Genomic DNA, 15211 nt, shown 5'->3' on the forward strand with positions numbered 1-15211 from the left:
AGGTAGCGTCGAACCCATCATTCCGCAGCCGCCTGAACGCCGGCATCGACCTACTTGTCGGTGACGATCTTGACCTTGTCGCCGGCCGAAACCGCAGCCCCCGGTGACAGCGCATTCAGCATCCGGACAGGTCGAGCTTGCGGTCGACGCCGACCATCTGCGCGGCGAGCGTGCCAATGGTCTGGCCGGGCTGCACCGTGAGAACGCGAATATGCATTTATTCTTCTCCGCAAGTTCGACCAGTTCCAAAGCATCCCGGTCGTGATATGCCGACCGAGAACGGCGAGGTTTTGTCCTCGCTGAGGGCTGCGCCGCCAGTTAACCCTTCACTAACCGTGCTAATTTCCCGACTTATCTCCATACCTCTGTTTGTTGACAATGGAACAAAATTAGAACAAATTAGAAACATATCCACAACAGGAGAGAGTTATGACCGATCTGGTTCAGGATGTCATCTCGCTGGTTTGCATGAGCGCGTTTCTTGTCTCCATGGCGATCTGGATCGGGGCCATGTGATCTGGCGGCGTCGGCCCTCGCTGTTTCTGATGGCCAATGCCACCCCGCCGTTAAGCTTTTCTTGCCGCCGCGACGTTAGGGTGCGGCTCCAAGGCAGGGAGCAACGTCCAGGTGTCGCCCATCGTCACGGCCATTCTCGTGGCCAGCAATCTCGGGCTGATCTTTATCCTGATGACCGTGCCGCTTGGTTTGCGCACGGTTCGGTCGAGCCGCATCGTGGCGATGGACCGGCAGCGCCTGTGGCAGGCGCTGTGGCCGCTCGGCAGCGATGCTGGCTGGTCCGGCGAGATCCTGTCGGCGCAGCCGCTGGACGAAGAGGGCGTCGCCCGCATCACGCTGTCTTGGGAAGGCCGCGATGGCAAGCCGATAGAGCGCAGGGCGCGATTTGAAGATGTCGTCGAGGGCAGCCGTTTCTCGATGCGGGTGATCGAGGACACCGCGCTCGATGGCTCGTTCTGGAAGGACTATGGCGAGACCGCCGAACTGGTTTCGGAGGGCAGCGGCACGCGCGTGACGCTCAGCCGGACCGACCGGTACCGTGGCGTGGCTTTCCTGGTGTTTCGCTATTTCGCCATGCGCCGCGAGCTCTCCAAGCTGCAGCGTTGGGCAAGAACCGGGCAGTATCGCAAGGGTGGCTGGTTCGAGCATCCGCTGAGCCAGGTCGGCTTTGCCGTACTGTCGGCATTGATGCTGTGGCCGTTCTTCGGCCTTCACCTCGGCGGGCTGGCGCTGGCCGCGATCCTGACATCGGTGGTGGCGCTGCACGAACTCGGCCACATGGCGGCGTTCCGGCTGACGGGCCATCGCAGGGCGCGGATGATCTTCATCCCGCTGCTTGGCGGCATCGCCATTGGCGGCCGGCCCTATAACAGCCGTTTCGAAGTGGCCTTCGTGGCGTTGATGGGGGCGGGGTTCTCCGCCTTCCTGGTGCCGATCGTCATCGCCGCCAGCGTGCTTGCCGGCGGCGAGGGTCACAAGGCGGCTGCCGCGCTGCTCGCCGCGCTCGCAGGCTGCGCCGCGCTGTTCAACATCGCCAATCTGGTGCCGGTGTGGAAGTTCGACGGCGGCCAGGTGCTGCGCCAGATCTGCCCGGGGCCGGTCGTCCTGGCGCTGGCGTCCTTCTCGCTCCTTTCGGCCTTTCTGGCGCTTGGCTGGCGGGCCGGTTTTTCCCTGGGCTTCCTGCTCGCGGCCGGTGCGGTCTTTTCGATCCTCAGCCTGCTCACCGTCGGCAGCGGGGTGAAGCCACGCCACGAACTGGAGCCGATCGGCACTGTCGACCGTTTGGTCATCGCCGGGGCCTTGCTGGCGGTGTTCGCCATCCATGGCTGCGGCGTGCTGTGGGCCTCAGGGCAACTTCTCTGAAGCCGGATCAGCCGGCCTTGCGGGCCGATTCGATGGCCAGGGCCGCAGCTGCGCCGAACACATCCTCGAAAGAGGATTTCAGAGCGAGATCAAGATCAGCCATGCCAAGGGGAAGGCCGAGATCGACAAGGCTGGTGACGCCGTGGTCCTGGACGCCGCAGGGCACGATGCCGCCGAAATGGGAGAGGTCCGGCTCGACATTGATGGCGATGCCATGGAAGCTCACCCAGCGCCGCAGCCTTATGCCGATTGCCGCGATCTTGTCCTCGGCAGGCGAGCCGTCGGGCAAAGCAGGGCGATCAGGCCGTACCACCCAGACGCCGACCCGGTCCTCTCGTCGTTCGCCGCGCACGTTGAAGGCGGCAAGCGTGCCGATGATCCACTGTTCGAGCGCCGCGACGAAGGCGCGCACGTCCTCGCGCCGGCGCTTCAGGTCGAGCATGACATAGGCGACCCGCTGGCCAGGCCCGTGATAAGTGTATTCGCCGCCGCGTCCGGCCGCGAAGACCGGAAAGCGGTCAGGTTCGATCAGGTCCTCGATACGGGCGCTGGTGCCGGCGGTGTAGAGCGGCGGATGTTCGACCAGCCAGACCATTTCGCCGGCAGCCCCGCCGCGGATCGCTTCGGCGCGTGCCTCCATGAAGGCAAGCGCATCGGGATAGGCGGTAAGGCCGGGCTCGACCAGCCATTCGACCGGGGCCGAACCGGGCAAGGGCAGGAACGACGTGGCGATCTGGCTGCGTTCTGGCATGGCGTCTCTCTTGTCGCCTTCCATATGGCGATATCAGGCGGAAACGTCCAGTTCGCCGCGCGCGGGGCGCCGAGCATCCGACGCGCCGGCAAGACAATGAGTGCTTGCTGGTGCAGGTCGCAGCTGTGTCGTCAGGATGATTTGGTGCGGTCGAGAAGACTCGAACTTCCACGGGTTGCCCCACAGCGACCTCAACGCTGCGCGTCTACCAATTCCGCCACGACCGCACGTGGTAGAGCCGGAACCGACCGGCTCGCGGCGTGTAGCAAATCGTTTCCAGCGAAACAAGTGCGCCACGAGTATTTAATCGCTGGGAATGGCTATAACGGATCAATCGCTTTGCGCGCCCGGAAACGAGGGCGGCGGCGCGTCTTGGAGACTGCGTCGCCGCGGCTTTCGCCCGATCCTGCGGCTACGCCGCCTGCTTCCTCCGCGCCAGCGTATCGGCCACCACCTCGCCGAAGGAGGACGGGGTCGGCACGATGATGACGCCAGCTTCTTTTAGGATCTCGACCTTCTCCTGCGCGGACTCGCCGAAGGCCGAGATGATGGCGCCGGCATGGCCCATGCGGCGGCCTTTGGGGGCGGACAGGCCGGCGATGTAGGCGATCAGCGGCTTCCTCATATTGTCGCGCGCCCAGATCGCGGCTTCGGCTTCCTGCGGTCCGCCGATCTCGCCGATCATCACCACGGCGTCGGTTTCGTCGTCCTGCTCGAACAGCTTCAGAACGTCCTTGAAGGAGGAGCCGTTGATCGGATCGCCGCCGATGCCGACGCTGGTCGACACGCCGAGGCCGAGCGCCTTCATCTGCGAGGCGGCTTCATAGCCTAGCGTTCCCGAGCGGCCGACAATGCCGATGCGACCGGGCAAGTAGATCGAGCCGGGCATGATGCCCATCAGCGCCTGTCCCGGCGTGATAATGCCGGCGCAATTCGGCCCGACCAGCCGCATGCGATCCTCGAAGCGGTAGCGTCGCATGTAGCGCTTGACCTGCATCATGTCCTGCGAGGGGATGCCGTCGGTGATGCAGACGCAGAGCTTTATCCCGGCATCCGCCGCTTCCATGATCGAATCGGCTGCAAAGGGCGGCGGCACGAAAACGATGCTGGCTTCGGCACGGGTCTCGCGCACCGCGCCCTTGACCGTGTTGAAGACGGGCAGGCCGAGATGCGTCTGGCCGCCCTTGCCGGGCGTGACGCCACCGACGAGCTTGGAGCCGTAGCGCTTCATGTCCTCGGCATGGAAGCTGCCGATCTTGCCGGTGAAACCTTGCACGATGACGCGCGTGCTGCGGTTAAGCAGGATTGCCATTTTCCGTCCTCCCTCAGGCTGCTTTTTTGTTGGTGACCGCGCGCCATGCGGCTACGGCTTTTTCGGCGGCTTCGGCGAGCGTATCCGCGACGATCACCGCCTCGCCGGAATCGGCCAGGATCTTGCGTCCTTCCTCGGCCCGGGTGCCGGACAGCCGCACCACCAGCGGCACGTTGACGCCGAGCTCGCGGATCGCCTTGATGACGCCCTCGGCGACCCAGTCGCAACGGTTGATGCCGGCGAAGATGTTGACCAGGATGGTTTCTACATTCTTGTCGCCGAGCACGGCGCGGAACGATTTAGCCACCCGCTCGGGCGAAGCGCCGCCGCCGATGTCGAGGAAGTTCGCCGGCTCGCCGCCGGCGATCTTGATCATGTCCATCGTCGCCATGGCGAGCCCGGCGCCATTGATGATGCAGCCGATATTGCCGTCGAGGCCGACATAAGAGAGGCCGCGGTCGCTGGCGAAGGTTTCGCGCGGGTCTTCCTGGCTCTTGTCGCGCAATTCGGAAATTTCGGGTCGCCGGAACAGCGCGTTCTCGTCGAACGACATCTTGGCGTCGAGCGCCACCAGGCTGCCGTCGCGGGTCACCACCAGCGGATTGATCTCCAGCATCGAGGCGTCGTAGTCGCGGAACACCTGGTAGCAGCTGAAGATGGTCTCTGTCGCCTTGCCGATCAGGCTATCCTCCAGCCCAAGCCCGAAGGCGATCTCGCGCGCCTGGAAGCGCTGCATGCCGACGCCGGGATCGACGGTGGCGCGGATGATCGAATCGGGTGCCTTCTCCGCGATCTCCTCGATTTCCATGCCGCCGGCGGCCGAGGCCACGATCATGACGCGCTCTTCCTTGCGGTCGAGCACGAAGCCAAGATAGAGCTCCTGCGCGATGTCGACGGCCTCCTCCAGATAGAGGCGCGAGATCAGCTTGCCGCGCGGGCCGGTCTGGTGCGTCACCAGCTTGCGCCCGAGCATGGCTTCGGCGGCGCTGGAAATTTCCTCGTCATTGGCGCAAAGCTTGATGCCGCCGGCCTTGCCGCGCGCGCCGGAATGAACCTGCGCCTTCAGCACCCATTTGCCGCCGCCGATCTCGCGCGCCCGGTAGGTCGCCTGTTCGGGGCTGTAGGCAAGGCCGCCACGCGGCACATGGATCCCATGCCGGGCGAGCAGTTCCTTGGCTTGGTATTCGTGGATGTCCATTCTTTTCTCCTCCCCAAATCGTCAAAGTGCCGCGACGTGCTGTTGGCCGGCGCGTTCGATGGCGTCGTTGACCACCAGAACATTCCTGGCCATGCGCTCCGACGCGGCGTCGATCATCTTGCCGTCGAGCGCGGCGGCACCCTTGCCCTGCGCCTCCGCCTCTTTCAGCACTTCGAGGATGCGGCGAGCTCGCGTGACTTCCTTCTCCGGCGGCGAGAAGACGTCGTTGGCCAAGGCAATCTGCGAGGGATGGATCGCCCACTTGCCTTCGATGCCGAGCGCGGCGGCGCGCCTGGCGGCCGCCTTGTAGCCTTCCGGATCCGAAAAATCGCCGAACGGTCCGTCGATGGCGCGCAGACCGTAGGCGCGGCAGGCGACGGTCATCCGCGACAGCGCGAAATGCCACTGGTCGCCGGGATAGTCGGGGTTGAGGCCGCCAATATTGACCGTCCGCGCCTTGCAGCTTGCCGCATAGTCGGCAACGCCGAAATGCATGGCTTCCAGCCGTCCAGGGGCGGCGGCGATAGCCTCGACATTGGCCATGCCGAGCGCGGTCTCGATCAGCGCTTCCAGGCCGACGCGGGTCTTGAAGCCCTTGGCCATCTCGATCTGGTTGACCATGGCCTCGACCATGTAGAGATCGGCCGGAACGCCGACCTTCGGCACCAGGATGGTGTCCAGCCGGCCGCCGGCCTGTTCCATCACGTCGACCACGTCGCGATACATGTAGTGGGTGTCCAGTCCGTTGATGCGTACCGAAACGGTCTTGCCCTTGGCGCGCCAGTCGATGTCGTTCAGGGCTTGGATGATGTTCTTGCGTGCGCGTTCCTTGTCGGGCGGCGCGACGGCGTCCTCAATGTCGAGGAAGACGAAGTCGGCGGCGCTGTTGGCCGCCTTGTCAATCATCTCCGGGCTGGAGCCTGGGACCGCCAGCTCGCTGCGCTGCAGCCTGAGTTTTTTGAGGTGGTTGATGGTGTGGCTCATCGTTTCAACTCCCTCAGGCGGCTTTGGCGACCGGCACCGCGGCCGAGGCGCGGAAATGCTGGATGGCGGCGCCGACGCCGGAGCCCGGCGCCAGCCGGACGCCACAATCGAGCAGCGCCATTTCCGCCGCCGAAAGCGAGGCCAGCACCATCACCTCGTTCAGCCAGCCGAGATGGCCAATGCGGAAAACCTTGCCGAACACCTTGTTGAGGCCGCCGCCCAGCGATGTCTGGTACGCCTGGTAGGCGCGCTTGACGACGTCGCCGCTGTCCATGCCATCCGGCACGAGAATGGCGCTGACCGTGTCCGAGTGCCATTTCGGCGCCTTGGCGCAGAGCTTCAGGCCCCAGGCGTCGACCGCCTTGCGCACGCCTTCGGCAAGGCGATGGTGCCGGGCGAAGATGTTCTCAAGCCCTTCCTCGGCGATCAGGTCGAGCGAGGCGCGCAGGCCGCGCAGCAATTGTGTCGCCGGCGTGTAGGGGAAATAGCCGGCATCGTTGGCGCGGATCATGTCCTCGAAGGAGAAGAAGCAGCGCCGGTGGGTGGCGGTTCTCGAAGCGACGAGCGCCTTCTTGCTCACCGACAGGAAGCCGAGGCCGGCCGGCAGCATGAAACCTTTCTGCGAGCCGCTGACGGCGCAGTCGACGCCCCATTCTTCCTGGCGAAAGTCGATCGAGCCGATCGACGAGACGCCGTCGACGAAAAGAAGGGCAGGGTGGTTCGCATCGTCGAGCGCGGCGCGGCAGCCGGCGACGTCGCTGGTGACCCCTGTCGCCGTTTCGTTCTGGGTGCAGAAGATCGCCTTGATGCGGTGCGTCTTGTCCGCCTTCAGCCGCTCCACATAGAGTTCCAGCGGCACGCCGGTTCCCCATTCGCAGTCGATGATTTCGACCTCGAAACCGAGCCGTTCTGCCATGTCGACCCACAGATGCGAGAACTGGCCGAAGCGCGACATCAGCACGCGGTCGCCGGGGCTGAGCACATTGGTCATCGCCGCTTCCCAGGCTCCGGTGCCCGAGGACGGGTAGATGAAGACGCGGCCGGTCTCGTTCTTGAAGACCCGTTTGATGTCCTCGAACAGCGGTAGTGTGAGGTCGGGGAAGGTGGCCGCGCGCATGTCCTCCATCGGCAGGTTCATCGCTTGGCGTACCTGCTCGGGGATGTTGGTCGGCCCGGGAATGAAAAGATGGGTGAAACCGGCCATGATGCGAACTCCTCCTGATCCAGCAAAGCGGTGAGGGGAGTTTCGTTTCGACGGCCAAAACCCACAACACCTTGGCGGGTAATATCTCGCCGCGCGCGGGTGGGGCGGGCCTACCCGGCGGGCCTACCCGAAAGGCTGCTTCTGGGTGCGCCTCTCTCGGGAATAGAGCGCGACGGCCATCGCCCGGTTGCGGACGTCGAGCTTGTCGTAGAGATTCTTGAGATGGTACTTCACGGTGTTTTCGGAGATGCCGGTCCGGGTCGCGATCTGCAAATTGGTCCAGCCGTCGGACAGTACCGCCAGCAGTTCACGCTCGCGCACGGTAAGCCGGGATAGAGGCGTGTCGTTGACCTTGTTGATGTCGATGTAGGGAATGCAGATGCGGCCGTGCGCGACAGCCAGTATCGTATCGAAGATGATGGCGGGATCGTCGAACTGGAAGCAGTAGCCCTGGGCCCCCAGGCGCACGCACTGTTTCAGGATGCCGATGTCATGGTCGTTGGAAAAGACGGTGATGCGCACGTCGAGCTTGCGGGCCTGGACCTCGGCCAGGATATCAGCGCCGTCCATGTCGGAGAGCTTCCAGCCGATCACGGCGACATCGAACTCCTGGACCGCTGCAAGCTCCAGGAAATGCCTGCCGCTTTGTACGGAGGCCAAAAGCTCGAAGCGCCCGTCGCAGTCCAGCATTTCGCGCAGAGCCGATATGACGAGCGGATTGCGTTCGGCCACGACCACGCGAACACGCCGCTCGTCGATTGCCTTGTCTTCTGTCCGCGACCTGATCTTCAAGGGCTTCCGGCTTTTCGTTACGGCCTGGCAGGTCCAGCCGATGCCTGGACCCGCGTCATGACAATTCTGCCCCAATGGCGCACGGGTGCTCTTTCCCCAGCGACATCGGCTGTCGCGCCACCGGGCCACAAGCGCACCCGCTTTTGACGTAATCGACCAGGTCGCGCACGCCGGACAGTGTGGCGGCGGCCGAAAACGACGCCGTTGCGCAAGCGGGACTTTTCGGCTGCAATTCCCGTGCGTTGGAGCGACAGGCTGCGAAATCGAATCACTCCGCCGCTCCTAATTTCTTGTTTGTGGTCGGACCCAAAACCGATTTCCACTTTTCGGAATCATGGTCTAGACCTGATTGGCACCTTTCCGGGATTCTGATGGCTGGAGACGCTGGTGGAAGGCCAGGACAAGCAGACGACCTCCGCCAAGGCGGCTGACGACGCCCACGCCGACATTTATGGCGAGGACGGCGCGGTCCTTTCGTCCTTCCTTGCCCAGATCGGTGCGGCGATCGCCGACCGCGATACGCTGACCCTCAAGCGCGAAGTCGACGACCTGCACCAGTCGGAACTTGGCGACCTCATCGAGGCGCTGCATCCCGAGCAGCGGCGCGCGTTGGTCGAGCTGCTGGGCGCGGACTTCGATTTTTCCGCGCTGACCGAAGTCGACGAGGCGATCCGCATGGATATCGTCGACAATCTGCCCAATGCGCGAATCGCGCAGGCCGTGCAGGCACTCGATTCCGACGACGCGGTCTACATTCTCGAAGACCTCGAGCCGGAAGACCAGGACGAGATCCTGTCGCAGCTGCCGTTCACCGAGCGGATCAGGCTGCGGCGCTCGCTCGACTACCCGGAGGAGACCGCCGGGCGGCGCATGCAGACCGAGTTCGTCGCGGTGCCGCCTTTCTGGACCATCGGCCAGACCATCGACTACATGCGAGATGACAAGAACCTTCCGGACCGCTTCAGCCAGATCTTCGTCATCGATCCGACCTTCAAGTTGTTGGGGGCCATCGATCTCGACCAGATCCTGCGCGCCAAGCGCGCGGTCAAGGTGGGGGAGGTCATGCATGAGACGCGGCACGCCATTCCCGCCACCATGGACCAGGAAGAGGCGGCGCGGGAATTCGAACAATACGACCTTTTGTCGGCCGCGGTTGTCGACGAAAACGAACGGCTGGTCGGCGTGCTGACCATCGACGACGTCGTCGACGTCATCCAGCAGGAAGCGGAGGAAGACCTGCTGCGCATGGGTGGCGTCGGTGACGAAGAGCTCTCCGACAGCATTCTGGCGACCTCGCGCTCGCGCGTTCCCTGGCTGCTCGTCAATCTGCTGACGGCATTTCTGGCGGCATCGGTGATCAGCCTGTTCGACCACACGATCGAGCGGATCGTGGCACTCGCCGTGCTGATGCCGATCGTGGCCGGCATGGGCGGCAATGCCGGTTCGCAGACCATGACCGTCACCGTGCGGGCGCTGGCGACCAGGGATCTCGACATCTACAACGCCGGCCGCATCATCCGCCGCGAGATGGGCGTCGGCTTCATCAACGGCATCGTCTTCGCCGTGCTGATCGGCATCGTCGCGGCTGCCTGGTTCCACGACCCCAATCTCGGCGGCATCATCGCGGCGGCTATGATCATCAACATGTTCGTGGCGGCCCTTGCCGGCATCCTGATCCCGCTGCTGCTCGACAGGTTCAAGGTGGATCCCGCGGTCGCTTCGGCCGTTTTCGTCACCACGGTCACCGATGTCGTTGGGTTCTTTGCCTTTCTCGGCCTCGCGAGTTGGTGGTTCGGCGTCCGGTAAGTGTCTCAATTGACTTTTACGTAAATGCCGTGCGAGGCTTATGCGGGGTGCCGCGTCGATTCCGGCGGGCAAGGGTTTGGTTCGGGACAGAAGGGCGACGCCGCATCGCGGTCGGCTGGAATTCCGGCAGGGAGTGACAATGCGGGAATATTATTCGATCACCGAACTGACCCGCGAATTCGACGTGTCGACGCGGACGCTGCGTTTCTATGAGGATGAGGGACTGGTGCAGCCGGTGCGGCGCGGCCGCACCCGGCTGTTTCGCCCTTCCGACCGCCACCTCATCCGGCAGATCATGCGCGGAAAACGCCTCGGCTTCTCGATCAACGAGATCCGCGAGATCATCCAGATGTACAAGGAGCCGCCGGGCGAGGTCGGGCAGCTCAAGTTGATGATCAAGCGCATCGAGGAAAAGCGCGAAGATCTCAGGCAGAAACGTCGCGACCTCGAGGAGACACTGGCCGAACTCGATCAGGCCGAGGAGTCTTGCGTCGAGCGGCTGGTGGAGCTCGGCGTCAACACGTAGCCCTGCTCAAATCCAGCGCCGGACCCTTTTTGCATAGTCGCGGTATTTCTTGCCGAATTTCGCCGCCAATATCTTCTCCTCGCCTTCGATCGCGACCTTCTGGGTGAGGAAGGCGGCGACGAAGGCAAGCAGGAAGAACCAGGCGATGCCCGAGACGAAGGCAACGCCGATCAACAGCAGCGTGTTGGCCAGGTACATCGGATTGCGGCTGACGCCGAAGGGGCCGGTCGTGACGAGATGATCGGGCACGGCGTTGGGATTGAGCGTGGTCCTGGCCCGTATCATGGTGCGGATCGCTGTGAACCAGAGTACGGCGACGGCGAACAACGCCACCCAGCCGGCGGCAAACAGGATGTCGCCAAGGAGATCGCCGATCCAGGGCAGCGGGATGTAGAGGCCGAGCACGACACTGATGAGGATGGCGGCGGCGTAGATCACCGGGGGCCACGGTATCAGCCCAGGCTTCGGTTCGGTCCCAGGCTTTGGCCCGATCATTGTGTCCCTCCCTCCGTCATCTTGTCGTCGGTCTTGGCAGTGCACGTTGCTGCAAGATCGGACAGATGCGCCCTGAAGTCCGCAGTCTGGTCGTTGTTGAAGAGCCGATCAAGAGCGGCTTCACCTTCGAGCGTTTCGAGCATGCAGCCGCAATAGCTCGAACAGAAGGTTGCGTTGCGCATCTGCTCGCACGAGCGCTGGCAGGTTTTGAGGAAATTGACCTGCGGGGTTTCGACCTGCGCCGGCATCACTTGCGAGAACAGCCAGACGCAGCCGATCAGCAGCGGCTGGTGGATCAGGTAGAAAGCCAGGCTGTGGCGTCCGATGAAGACCAGCGGGTTGGACCAGCCTCCGGGCGCCAGGTTGGCCAGGCGTGCCCTCATGCCGGAAGTGGAAGCGATTTTCGCCACTGCAATTCCCGTAAGCACGGCGCCGAACCAGGGGAACAGCGGAACGTAGTCGTTGGAGCGCGGATTGATCGCCGACAGGCCGATCCACCAGAGCCAGGGATGATCGAGGGCCTCGAAGCGCAGGTAGACTGGCGCCGCGATGACGAGCGCGGCGACGGCAAGCGTCAGCAGCGCCGGCAGGCGCAGGAAGGCGAGGCCGAGCAGGCTGGCGAGCGCGATCTCGTGCAGGATGCCGNCGAAATGGCGACCGCCGCGCCCGCGACCATGGCGAACCGCTTCCAGAAGCCGTTCCAGCGGATCTGTCGGCCATGGGCGAGATAGAGGCTGACGCCGACCAGGAACAGGAAGGTCGATGCGATGCAGCGGGCGTAGAATTTCCACCAGCCGAAGGCGGTCAGGCCGGGATCGGTGTAGCCGAAGAATTCCAGGTCCCAGGTGAAGTGATAGCTTGCCATCGCGATCAGCGCGATGCCGCGCAAGATATCGATGGCGACGATGCGCTTCGATGGCTGCGGGACGGGTACGGTCGGCGTGTGGATGCTCATGGTCTCGCGATCTGATTCAGCCCTTCCAGGACGACTATCACGGTTGCACCGGATAGAAGAAGACCGGTCGCCTTGGCCTGCACCGCGCGGCCGGATCCGCGCCTGGCGCTGGGTTGGGCCAGCGCGGAAAAGCCTTTGACCGGCTTCGCTTTTTGCCGGATGTGCGTCGGTTTCCTCTTAATGGGCCTGAAATGTCCACGGCAGATTTGACGCCGCGATTCTGCTTTGGGGAAGCAATGTCCACCCATGTTCGCCATCCGATCTGGCTTTCGGCCCTCAAGGCCGCGGATGCGCGCACCTTCGCTTCGCTTTACGCGGTCGAATCCTTCGCCCGCGCCATGGTGTCGAGCGTCATACCGATCCAGGCCTACGAGATTCTCCACAACGAGCAGATCGTCTCGATACTCTACACCGCCGTGTCCCTGCTCGGCCTGTCGGTGACCTTGTTCATGCCTATGCTGATCCGCCGCTTCGCGCGGCGCTGGGTCTACACGGCGGGCGCCTGCCTGCTCGCCATCGGCTCGCTGTTCTTCCTCACCCACACGCTCGCCGGGCAACTGGCCGGGATGCTGTGCCGGGTGATGGGCGCCAGCGCGCTGTCGATCACGCTCAACCTCTACATCATGGATCACATCCGCAAGACCGATTTCATGCAGGCCGAATCGCTGCGCATGGCGTGGTCGATGGTTGCCTGGACGGGTGGACCGACGCTCGGCATTTTTCTCTATACGCGCTTCGGCATTTATGCCGCGCATGGCGCGGTGGCGGTGTTCGCCATGGCCTTGCTGGCGCTGTTCTGGACCTATCGGCTGAGCGACAACCAGTCGATCCGCCCGGGCAAGACACGACCGGCCAATCCGCTCGCCAATATCGGCCGCTTCGTCGCGCAGCCGAGGCTCAGGCTGGCCTGGCTGATCGCCTTCGGCCGCTCCTGCTTCTGGACGACCTTCTTCGTCTATGGACCGCTGTTCATGGTCATCACCGGCGAGGGCGAATTGGCTGGCGGCCTGCTGGTCTCGGCCGGCAACGCGCTGCTGTTCATGGCGATCTTCTGGGGCAAGGCGGGAAAGCGCTTCGGCGGCCGCAGGACCATGACATTTGCCTATTTCGCCATGTCGGCGACGTTGCTGGCGGCCGGTGCCGTGGGCGTAACCGTGCCGCTGCTCACCGGCGCCTTCCTGCTGTGCGGCGCCTTCTTCACGATCGCGCTCGACGCGCTGGGTTCGACCGCCTTCATGCGCTCGGTGCGCTCTTATGAGCGCGCGCAGATGGCTGCGGTCTACCGCACCTATCTCGATTTCTCCGAACTGACGCCGCCGCTGGTCTATTCGGTGGTGCTGGCCTTTTTCGGTCTGGGATCGGTGTTCGTCACGCTCGCACTACTGGCCGCGTTTTGCGGCTTCGTGACCTGGCGATATCTGCCGAAGTCGCTGTAGGTATGTCGATATTCAGGTGATGCCGGCCTGCGAACGGCAGGTTTGCGCGCTTCCGGTAATCACGTACCCGAAAGTACGTTCCGTTCCGGTTCTCGACCTCCGCCCTTCTCGGCTTGGCCTGACCTGAATGTCGACAGACCTCATGTCACCGCGGCATGGCGCTCGCGCACCCAATCGTGGAAGCGGTGCAGGTCGTACTCCTCGGGCATCAGCACGCCAGCTGTATGACGCATCGAGCGCAGCCCCTTCTGGTTGACCTCGCAGATCGCCGCGTCCTCCTCCAGCACCTGTGTGCCGAAGGCGACGATGTTGTCGATGTCGGTCTCGGCGAGCGCCTCGGGCGCGAACAGCCATTCTGCGGTCAATTCGGTCTGTTCGGGACCGAGCGGCGTAAGCCGCACAGTCCTGACATAGTCGACATGGCCGACGATGAACATGGACGGCAGGCTGGTGGCATAGGTCTGACCGGCGCTGCGCTCCGCCGGCGTCAAGCTCGGGAAGACCGGCCCGTGCGTCTGCCCATCACGCGACCATGTCTCAGCCCCGGCGCGCAGGCCGCCTGAAAATTCCGGCGCGTCATTGTCGGCGTGGCGGAGCCATTCGGGATCGTCATGCCGGCTCATCAGGCCGCGGCCATAGATCGGCACCAGCCGCGACAGGTCCTTGTGGACGCCCGGGCAGTGCAGGCACTCGTTGAAGTTTTCCCAAAAAATCTTCCAGTTACAGTTCATCACCTTGTGCAGCACATGGCCCGATACCAGCGTTTCCAGCGGCCAGTTGCCGAGATCGCCGGAGGCTGGGTCGAAGGAGGATTGCGCCGAGCCGGCGTCATCTTCCGCCAGATTGACGAAGACGAAGCCCCGCCACACCGAGAGCGCGACGCGATAAAGCGGATGATCGGCCTTGTCGAAGCCGTCAGGCAGCGATTTCGACGGCACGCGCACCAGATCGCCACGCAGCGAATAGGACCAGGCATGATACGGGCAGGTGATCAGCCGCGCCTTCAGCCGGCCCTCGCTTTCCTGGCAAAGCTGCGAGCCGCGATGCCGGCACGTGTTGTGGAAGGCACGCAACTCGCCGGTGTCGTCGCGCAGCACGAGGATTTCCTGCATACCGACGCGGAAGGTGCGGAATGCCAAAGGCTGGGCAAGATCGGCCTCGCGGCAGACGAGCAGCCAGTCCCTGTACCAGATGGCGTCGAGATCGCGCTTATAGTTGTCCTGGTCCCAATAGGCCGATGAGGGCAGCGTCGGCTCGGTTCGAGTCAGGCCGTTATAGGGCTCGCGCTCGCTGGCATTGGGCTGCATGGCTGGCTTCCCGTGAGGGTGCCAGCCGACACCCGGCCATGAAGTTTGTCAATCGGGACGGGGTGAGGGCAGCTTCGCCGATACGACGCTCCTGCGCTGGCGGTTGTCGGAATTTGGTTTGCCGGGCGCGGCGAATTTCCCTATAGTCGCCGATGTCGTCGGTTCCTTTTTGGAGCCAAGAGGGAATGCGGTGCGGGGAGGAATTCCTGCCCAATGCCGTGGCTGCCCCCGCAACTGTGTGCGGTAGTCCTCTCCATATGCCACTGAAGATTTTTCTTCGGGAAGGTGGGGAAGGGCGCTTATCCGCGAGCCAGGAGACCTGCCGGCGACAGGAAACTGACTTCGATGCCCTCGGGTGGAGGGCGAAAGGACAAGACATGACTACCGCTTCCGTCTCCCTCGGCGCCTCCGTCTCCTCGCAGTCGCGTTTCATGCAGCTCGCGCTCGCGGCGCTGCTCGGCATCTTCGTCGTCGGCTTTGTCGGCTTCTCGCATATCGATGCGGTCCACAATGCTGCCCACGACTATCGCCACTCGATGGCGTTTCCCTGCCACTAACGAGGATCCG

Annotated in this window: 13 protein-coding genes, 1 tRNA gene, 2 pseudogenes and 1 riboswitch; of the genes and pseudogenes, 5 read left to right on the top strand and 11 right to left on the bottom strand. The window is 63.7% G+C overall.

Annotated elements, in window-relative coordinates; genetic code table 11:
* Positions 1-50: 50 nt before the first annotated feature.
* Positions 51-217, bottom strand: a pseudogene (locus X742_RS1000000173740) (metalloprotease); the annotation flags it as partial.
* Positions 218-627: 410 nt separating this feature from the next.
* On the opposite strand from X742_RS1000000173740, the gene X742_RS167860 reads away from it, so the two are divergent.
* Complete coding sequence (locus X742_RS167860; protein ID WP_023769799.1) at positions 628-1878, top strand: peptidase M50; 1251 nt, start codon at positions 628-630, stop codon at positions 1876-1878.
* A 7-nt stretch (positions 1879-1885) separates the two neighbouring features.
* Here X742_RS167860 and lipB read toward each other — a convergent pair whose 3' ends face one another.
* From lipB to X742_RS167825, 7 genes are all read right to left on the bottom strand, one after another.
* Positions 1886-2629 carry a lipoyl(octanoyl) transferase LipB gene (gene lipB / locus X742_RS167855; RefSeq protein WP_023769800.1) on the bottom strand — a complete coding sequence of 248 codons (744 nt, stop codon included), beginning with the start codon at positions 2627-2629 and terminating at the stop codon, positions 1886-1888.
* Positions 2630-2771: 142 nt separating this feature from the next.
* Positions 2772-2856, bottom strand: a tRNA-Leu gene (locus tag X742_RS167850).
* A gap of 185 nt (positions 2857-3041) precedes the next feature.
* Positions 3042-3941 (bottom strand): succinate--CoA ligase subunit alpha, encoded by a 900-nt coding sequence (gene sucD, locus X742_RS167845; protein ID WP_023769801.1) that lies wholly within the window; start codon positions 3939-3941, stop codon positions 3042-3044.
* A gap of 13 nt (positions 3942-3954) precedes the next feature.
* On the bottom strand, positions 3955-5139 hold the full coding sequence (locus X742_RS167840) for a malate--CoA ligase subunit beta (protein WP_023769802.1): 1185 nt from the start codon (positions 5137-5139) through the stop codon (positions 3955-3957).
* A gap of 21 nt (positions 5140-5160) precedes the next feature.
* Positions 5161-6123 carry a CoA ester lyase gene (locus tag X742_RS167835; RefSeq protein WP_023769803.1) on the bottom strand — a complete coding sequence of 321 codons (963 nt, stop codon included), beginning with the start codon at positions 6121-6123 and terminating at the stop codon, positions 5161-5163.
* Between the two features lie 13 nt (positions 6124-6136).
* Positions 6137-7327 carry an aminotransferase class V-fold PLP-dependent enzyme gene (locus X742_RS167830; protein ID WP_023769804.1) on the bottom strand — a complete coding sequence of 397 codons (1191 nt, stop codon included), beginning with the start codon at positions 7325-7327 and terminating at the stop codon, positions 6137-6139.
* 123 nt (positions 7328-7450) lie between these two features.
* A complete protein-coding gene (locus tag X742_RS167825; protein WP_023769805.1) occupies positions 7451-8119 on the bottom strand; it encodes a response regulator transcription factor in 669 nt (222 codons plus the stop codon).
* A 387-nt stretch (positions 8120-8506) separates the two neighbouring features.
* On the opposite strand from X742_RS167825, the gene mgtE reads away from it, so the two are divergent.
* Both mgtE and X742_RS167815 read left to right on the top strand, forming a co-directional pair.
* Positions 8507-9925, top strand: coding sequence for a magnesium transporter (mgtE, locus tag X742_RS167820; RefSeq protein WP_023769806.1), 1419 nt, complete (start codon positions 8507-8509; stop codon positions 9923-9925).
* 139 nt (positions 9926-10064) lie between these two features.
* Positions 10065-10451: a MerR family DNA-binding transcriptional regulator gene (locus tag X742_RS167815; RefSeq protein ID WP_006203215.1), complete on the top strand. Its 387-nt coding sequence runs from the start codon at positions 10065-10067 to the stop codon at positions 10449-10451.
* Between the two features lie 6 nt (positions 10452-10457).
* Here the strand turns inward: X742_RS167815 and X742_RS167810 are convergent, their stop codons facing one another.
* The gene (locus X742_RS167810; protein ID WP_023769807.1) at positions 10458-10946 is read right to left on the bottom strand and encodes an isoprenylcysteine carboxylmethyltransferase family protein; all 489 of its coding nucleotides are present in this window, start codon (positions 10944-10946) and stop codon (positions 10458-10460) included.
* A pseudogene (locus X742_RS01000000169475) lies at positions 10943-11901 on the bottom strand (DUF1624 domain-containing protein). Before X742_RS01000000169475 ends, X742_RS167810 begins: the two are co-directional and overlap by 4 nt.
* Positions 11902-12137: 236 nt before the next feature.
* Between X742_RS01000000169475 and X742_RS167805 the strand changes: the two are divergent.
* On the top strand, positions 12138-13337 hold the full coding sequence (locus X742_RS167805; RefSeq protein ID WP_023769808.1) for an MFS transporter: 1200 nt from the start codon (positions 12138-12140) through the stop codon (positions 13335-13337).
* Positions 13338-13477: 140 nt separating this feature from the next.
* Here X742_RS167805 and X742_RS167800 read toward each other — a convergent pair whose 3' ends face one another.
* Complete coding sequence (locus X742_RS167800; protein ID WP_023769809.1) at positions 13478-14644, bottom strand: aromatic ring-hydroxylating dioxygenase subunit alpha; 1167 nt, start codon at positions 14642-14644, stop codon at positions 13478-13480.
* A 142-nt stretch (positions 14645-14786) separates the two neighbouring features.
* Positions 14787-14986, top strand: a riboswitch (cobalamin riboswitch).
* 35 nt (positions 14987-15021) lie between these two features.
* Here X742_RS167800 and X742_RS167795 point away from each other — a divergent pair.
* Positions 15022-15201, top strand: coding sequence for a CbtB domain-containing protein (locus X742_RS167795; protein ID WP_015317373.1), 180 nt, complete (start codon positions 15022-15024; stop codon positions 15199-15201).
* Positions 15202-15211: the final 10 nt, after the last annotated feature.

The organism is Mesorhizobium sp. LNHC229A00 (assembly GCF_000502415.1).
Taxonomy (GTDB): domain Bacteria; phylum Pseudomonadota; class Alphaproteobacteria; order Rhizobiales; family Rhizobiaceae; genus Mesorhizobium.

Bases quoted from the DNA above. Each gene is read 5' to 3' on its own strand.
- X742_RS167835 (WP_023769803.1), bottom strand. From the start codon at position 6,123: ATGAGCCACACCATCAACCACCTCAAAAAACTCAGGCTGCAGCGCAGC.
- X742_RS167795 (WP_015317373.1), top strand. From the start codon at position 15,022: ATGACTACCGCTTCCGTCTCCCTCGGCGCCTCCGTCTCCTCGCAGTCG.
- X742_RS167810 (WP_023769807.1), bottom strand. From the start codon at position 10,946: ATGATCGGGCCAAAGCCTGGGACCGAACCGAAGCCTGGGCTGATACCG.
- X742_RS167805 (WP_023769808.1), top strand. From the start codon at position 12,138: ATGTCCACCCATGTTCGCCATCCGATCTGGCTTTCGGCCCTCAAGGCC.
- X742_RS167800 (WP_023769809.1), bottom strand. From the start codon at position 14,644: ATGCAGCCCAATGCCAGCGAGCGCGAGCCCTATAACGGCCTGACTCGA.
- lipB (WP_023769800.1), bottom strand. From the start codon at position 2,629: ATGCCAGAACGCAGCCAGATCGCCACGTCGTTCCTGCCCTTGCCCGGT.
- X742_RS167815 (WP_006203215.1), top strand. From the start codon at position 10,065: ATGCGGGAATATTATTCGATCACCGAACTGACCCGCGAATTCGACGTG.
- X742_RS167830 (WP_023769804.1), bottom strand. From the start codon at position 7,327: ATGGCCGGTTTCACCCATCTTTTCATTCCCGGGCCGACCAACATCCCC.
- X742_RS167840 (WP_023769802.1), bottom strand. From the start codon at position 5,139: ATGGACATCCACGAATACCAAGCCAAGGAACTGCTCGCCCGGCATGGG.
- sucD (WP_023769801.1), bottom strand. From the start codon at position 3,941: ATGGCAATCCTGCTTAACCGCAGCACGCGCGTCATCGTGCAAGGTTTC.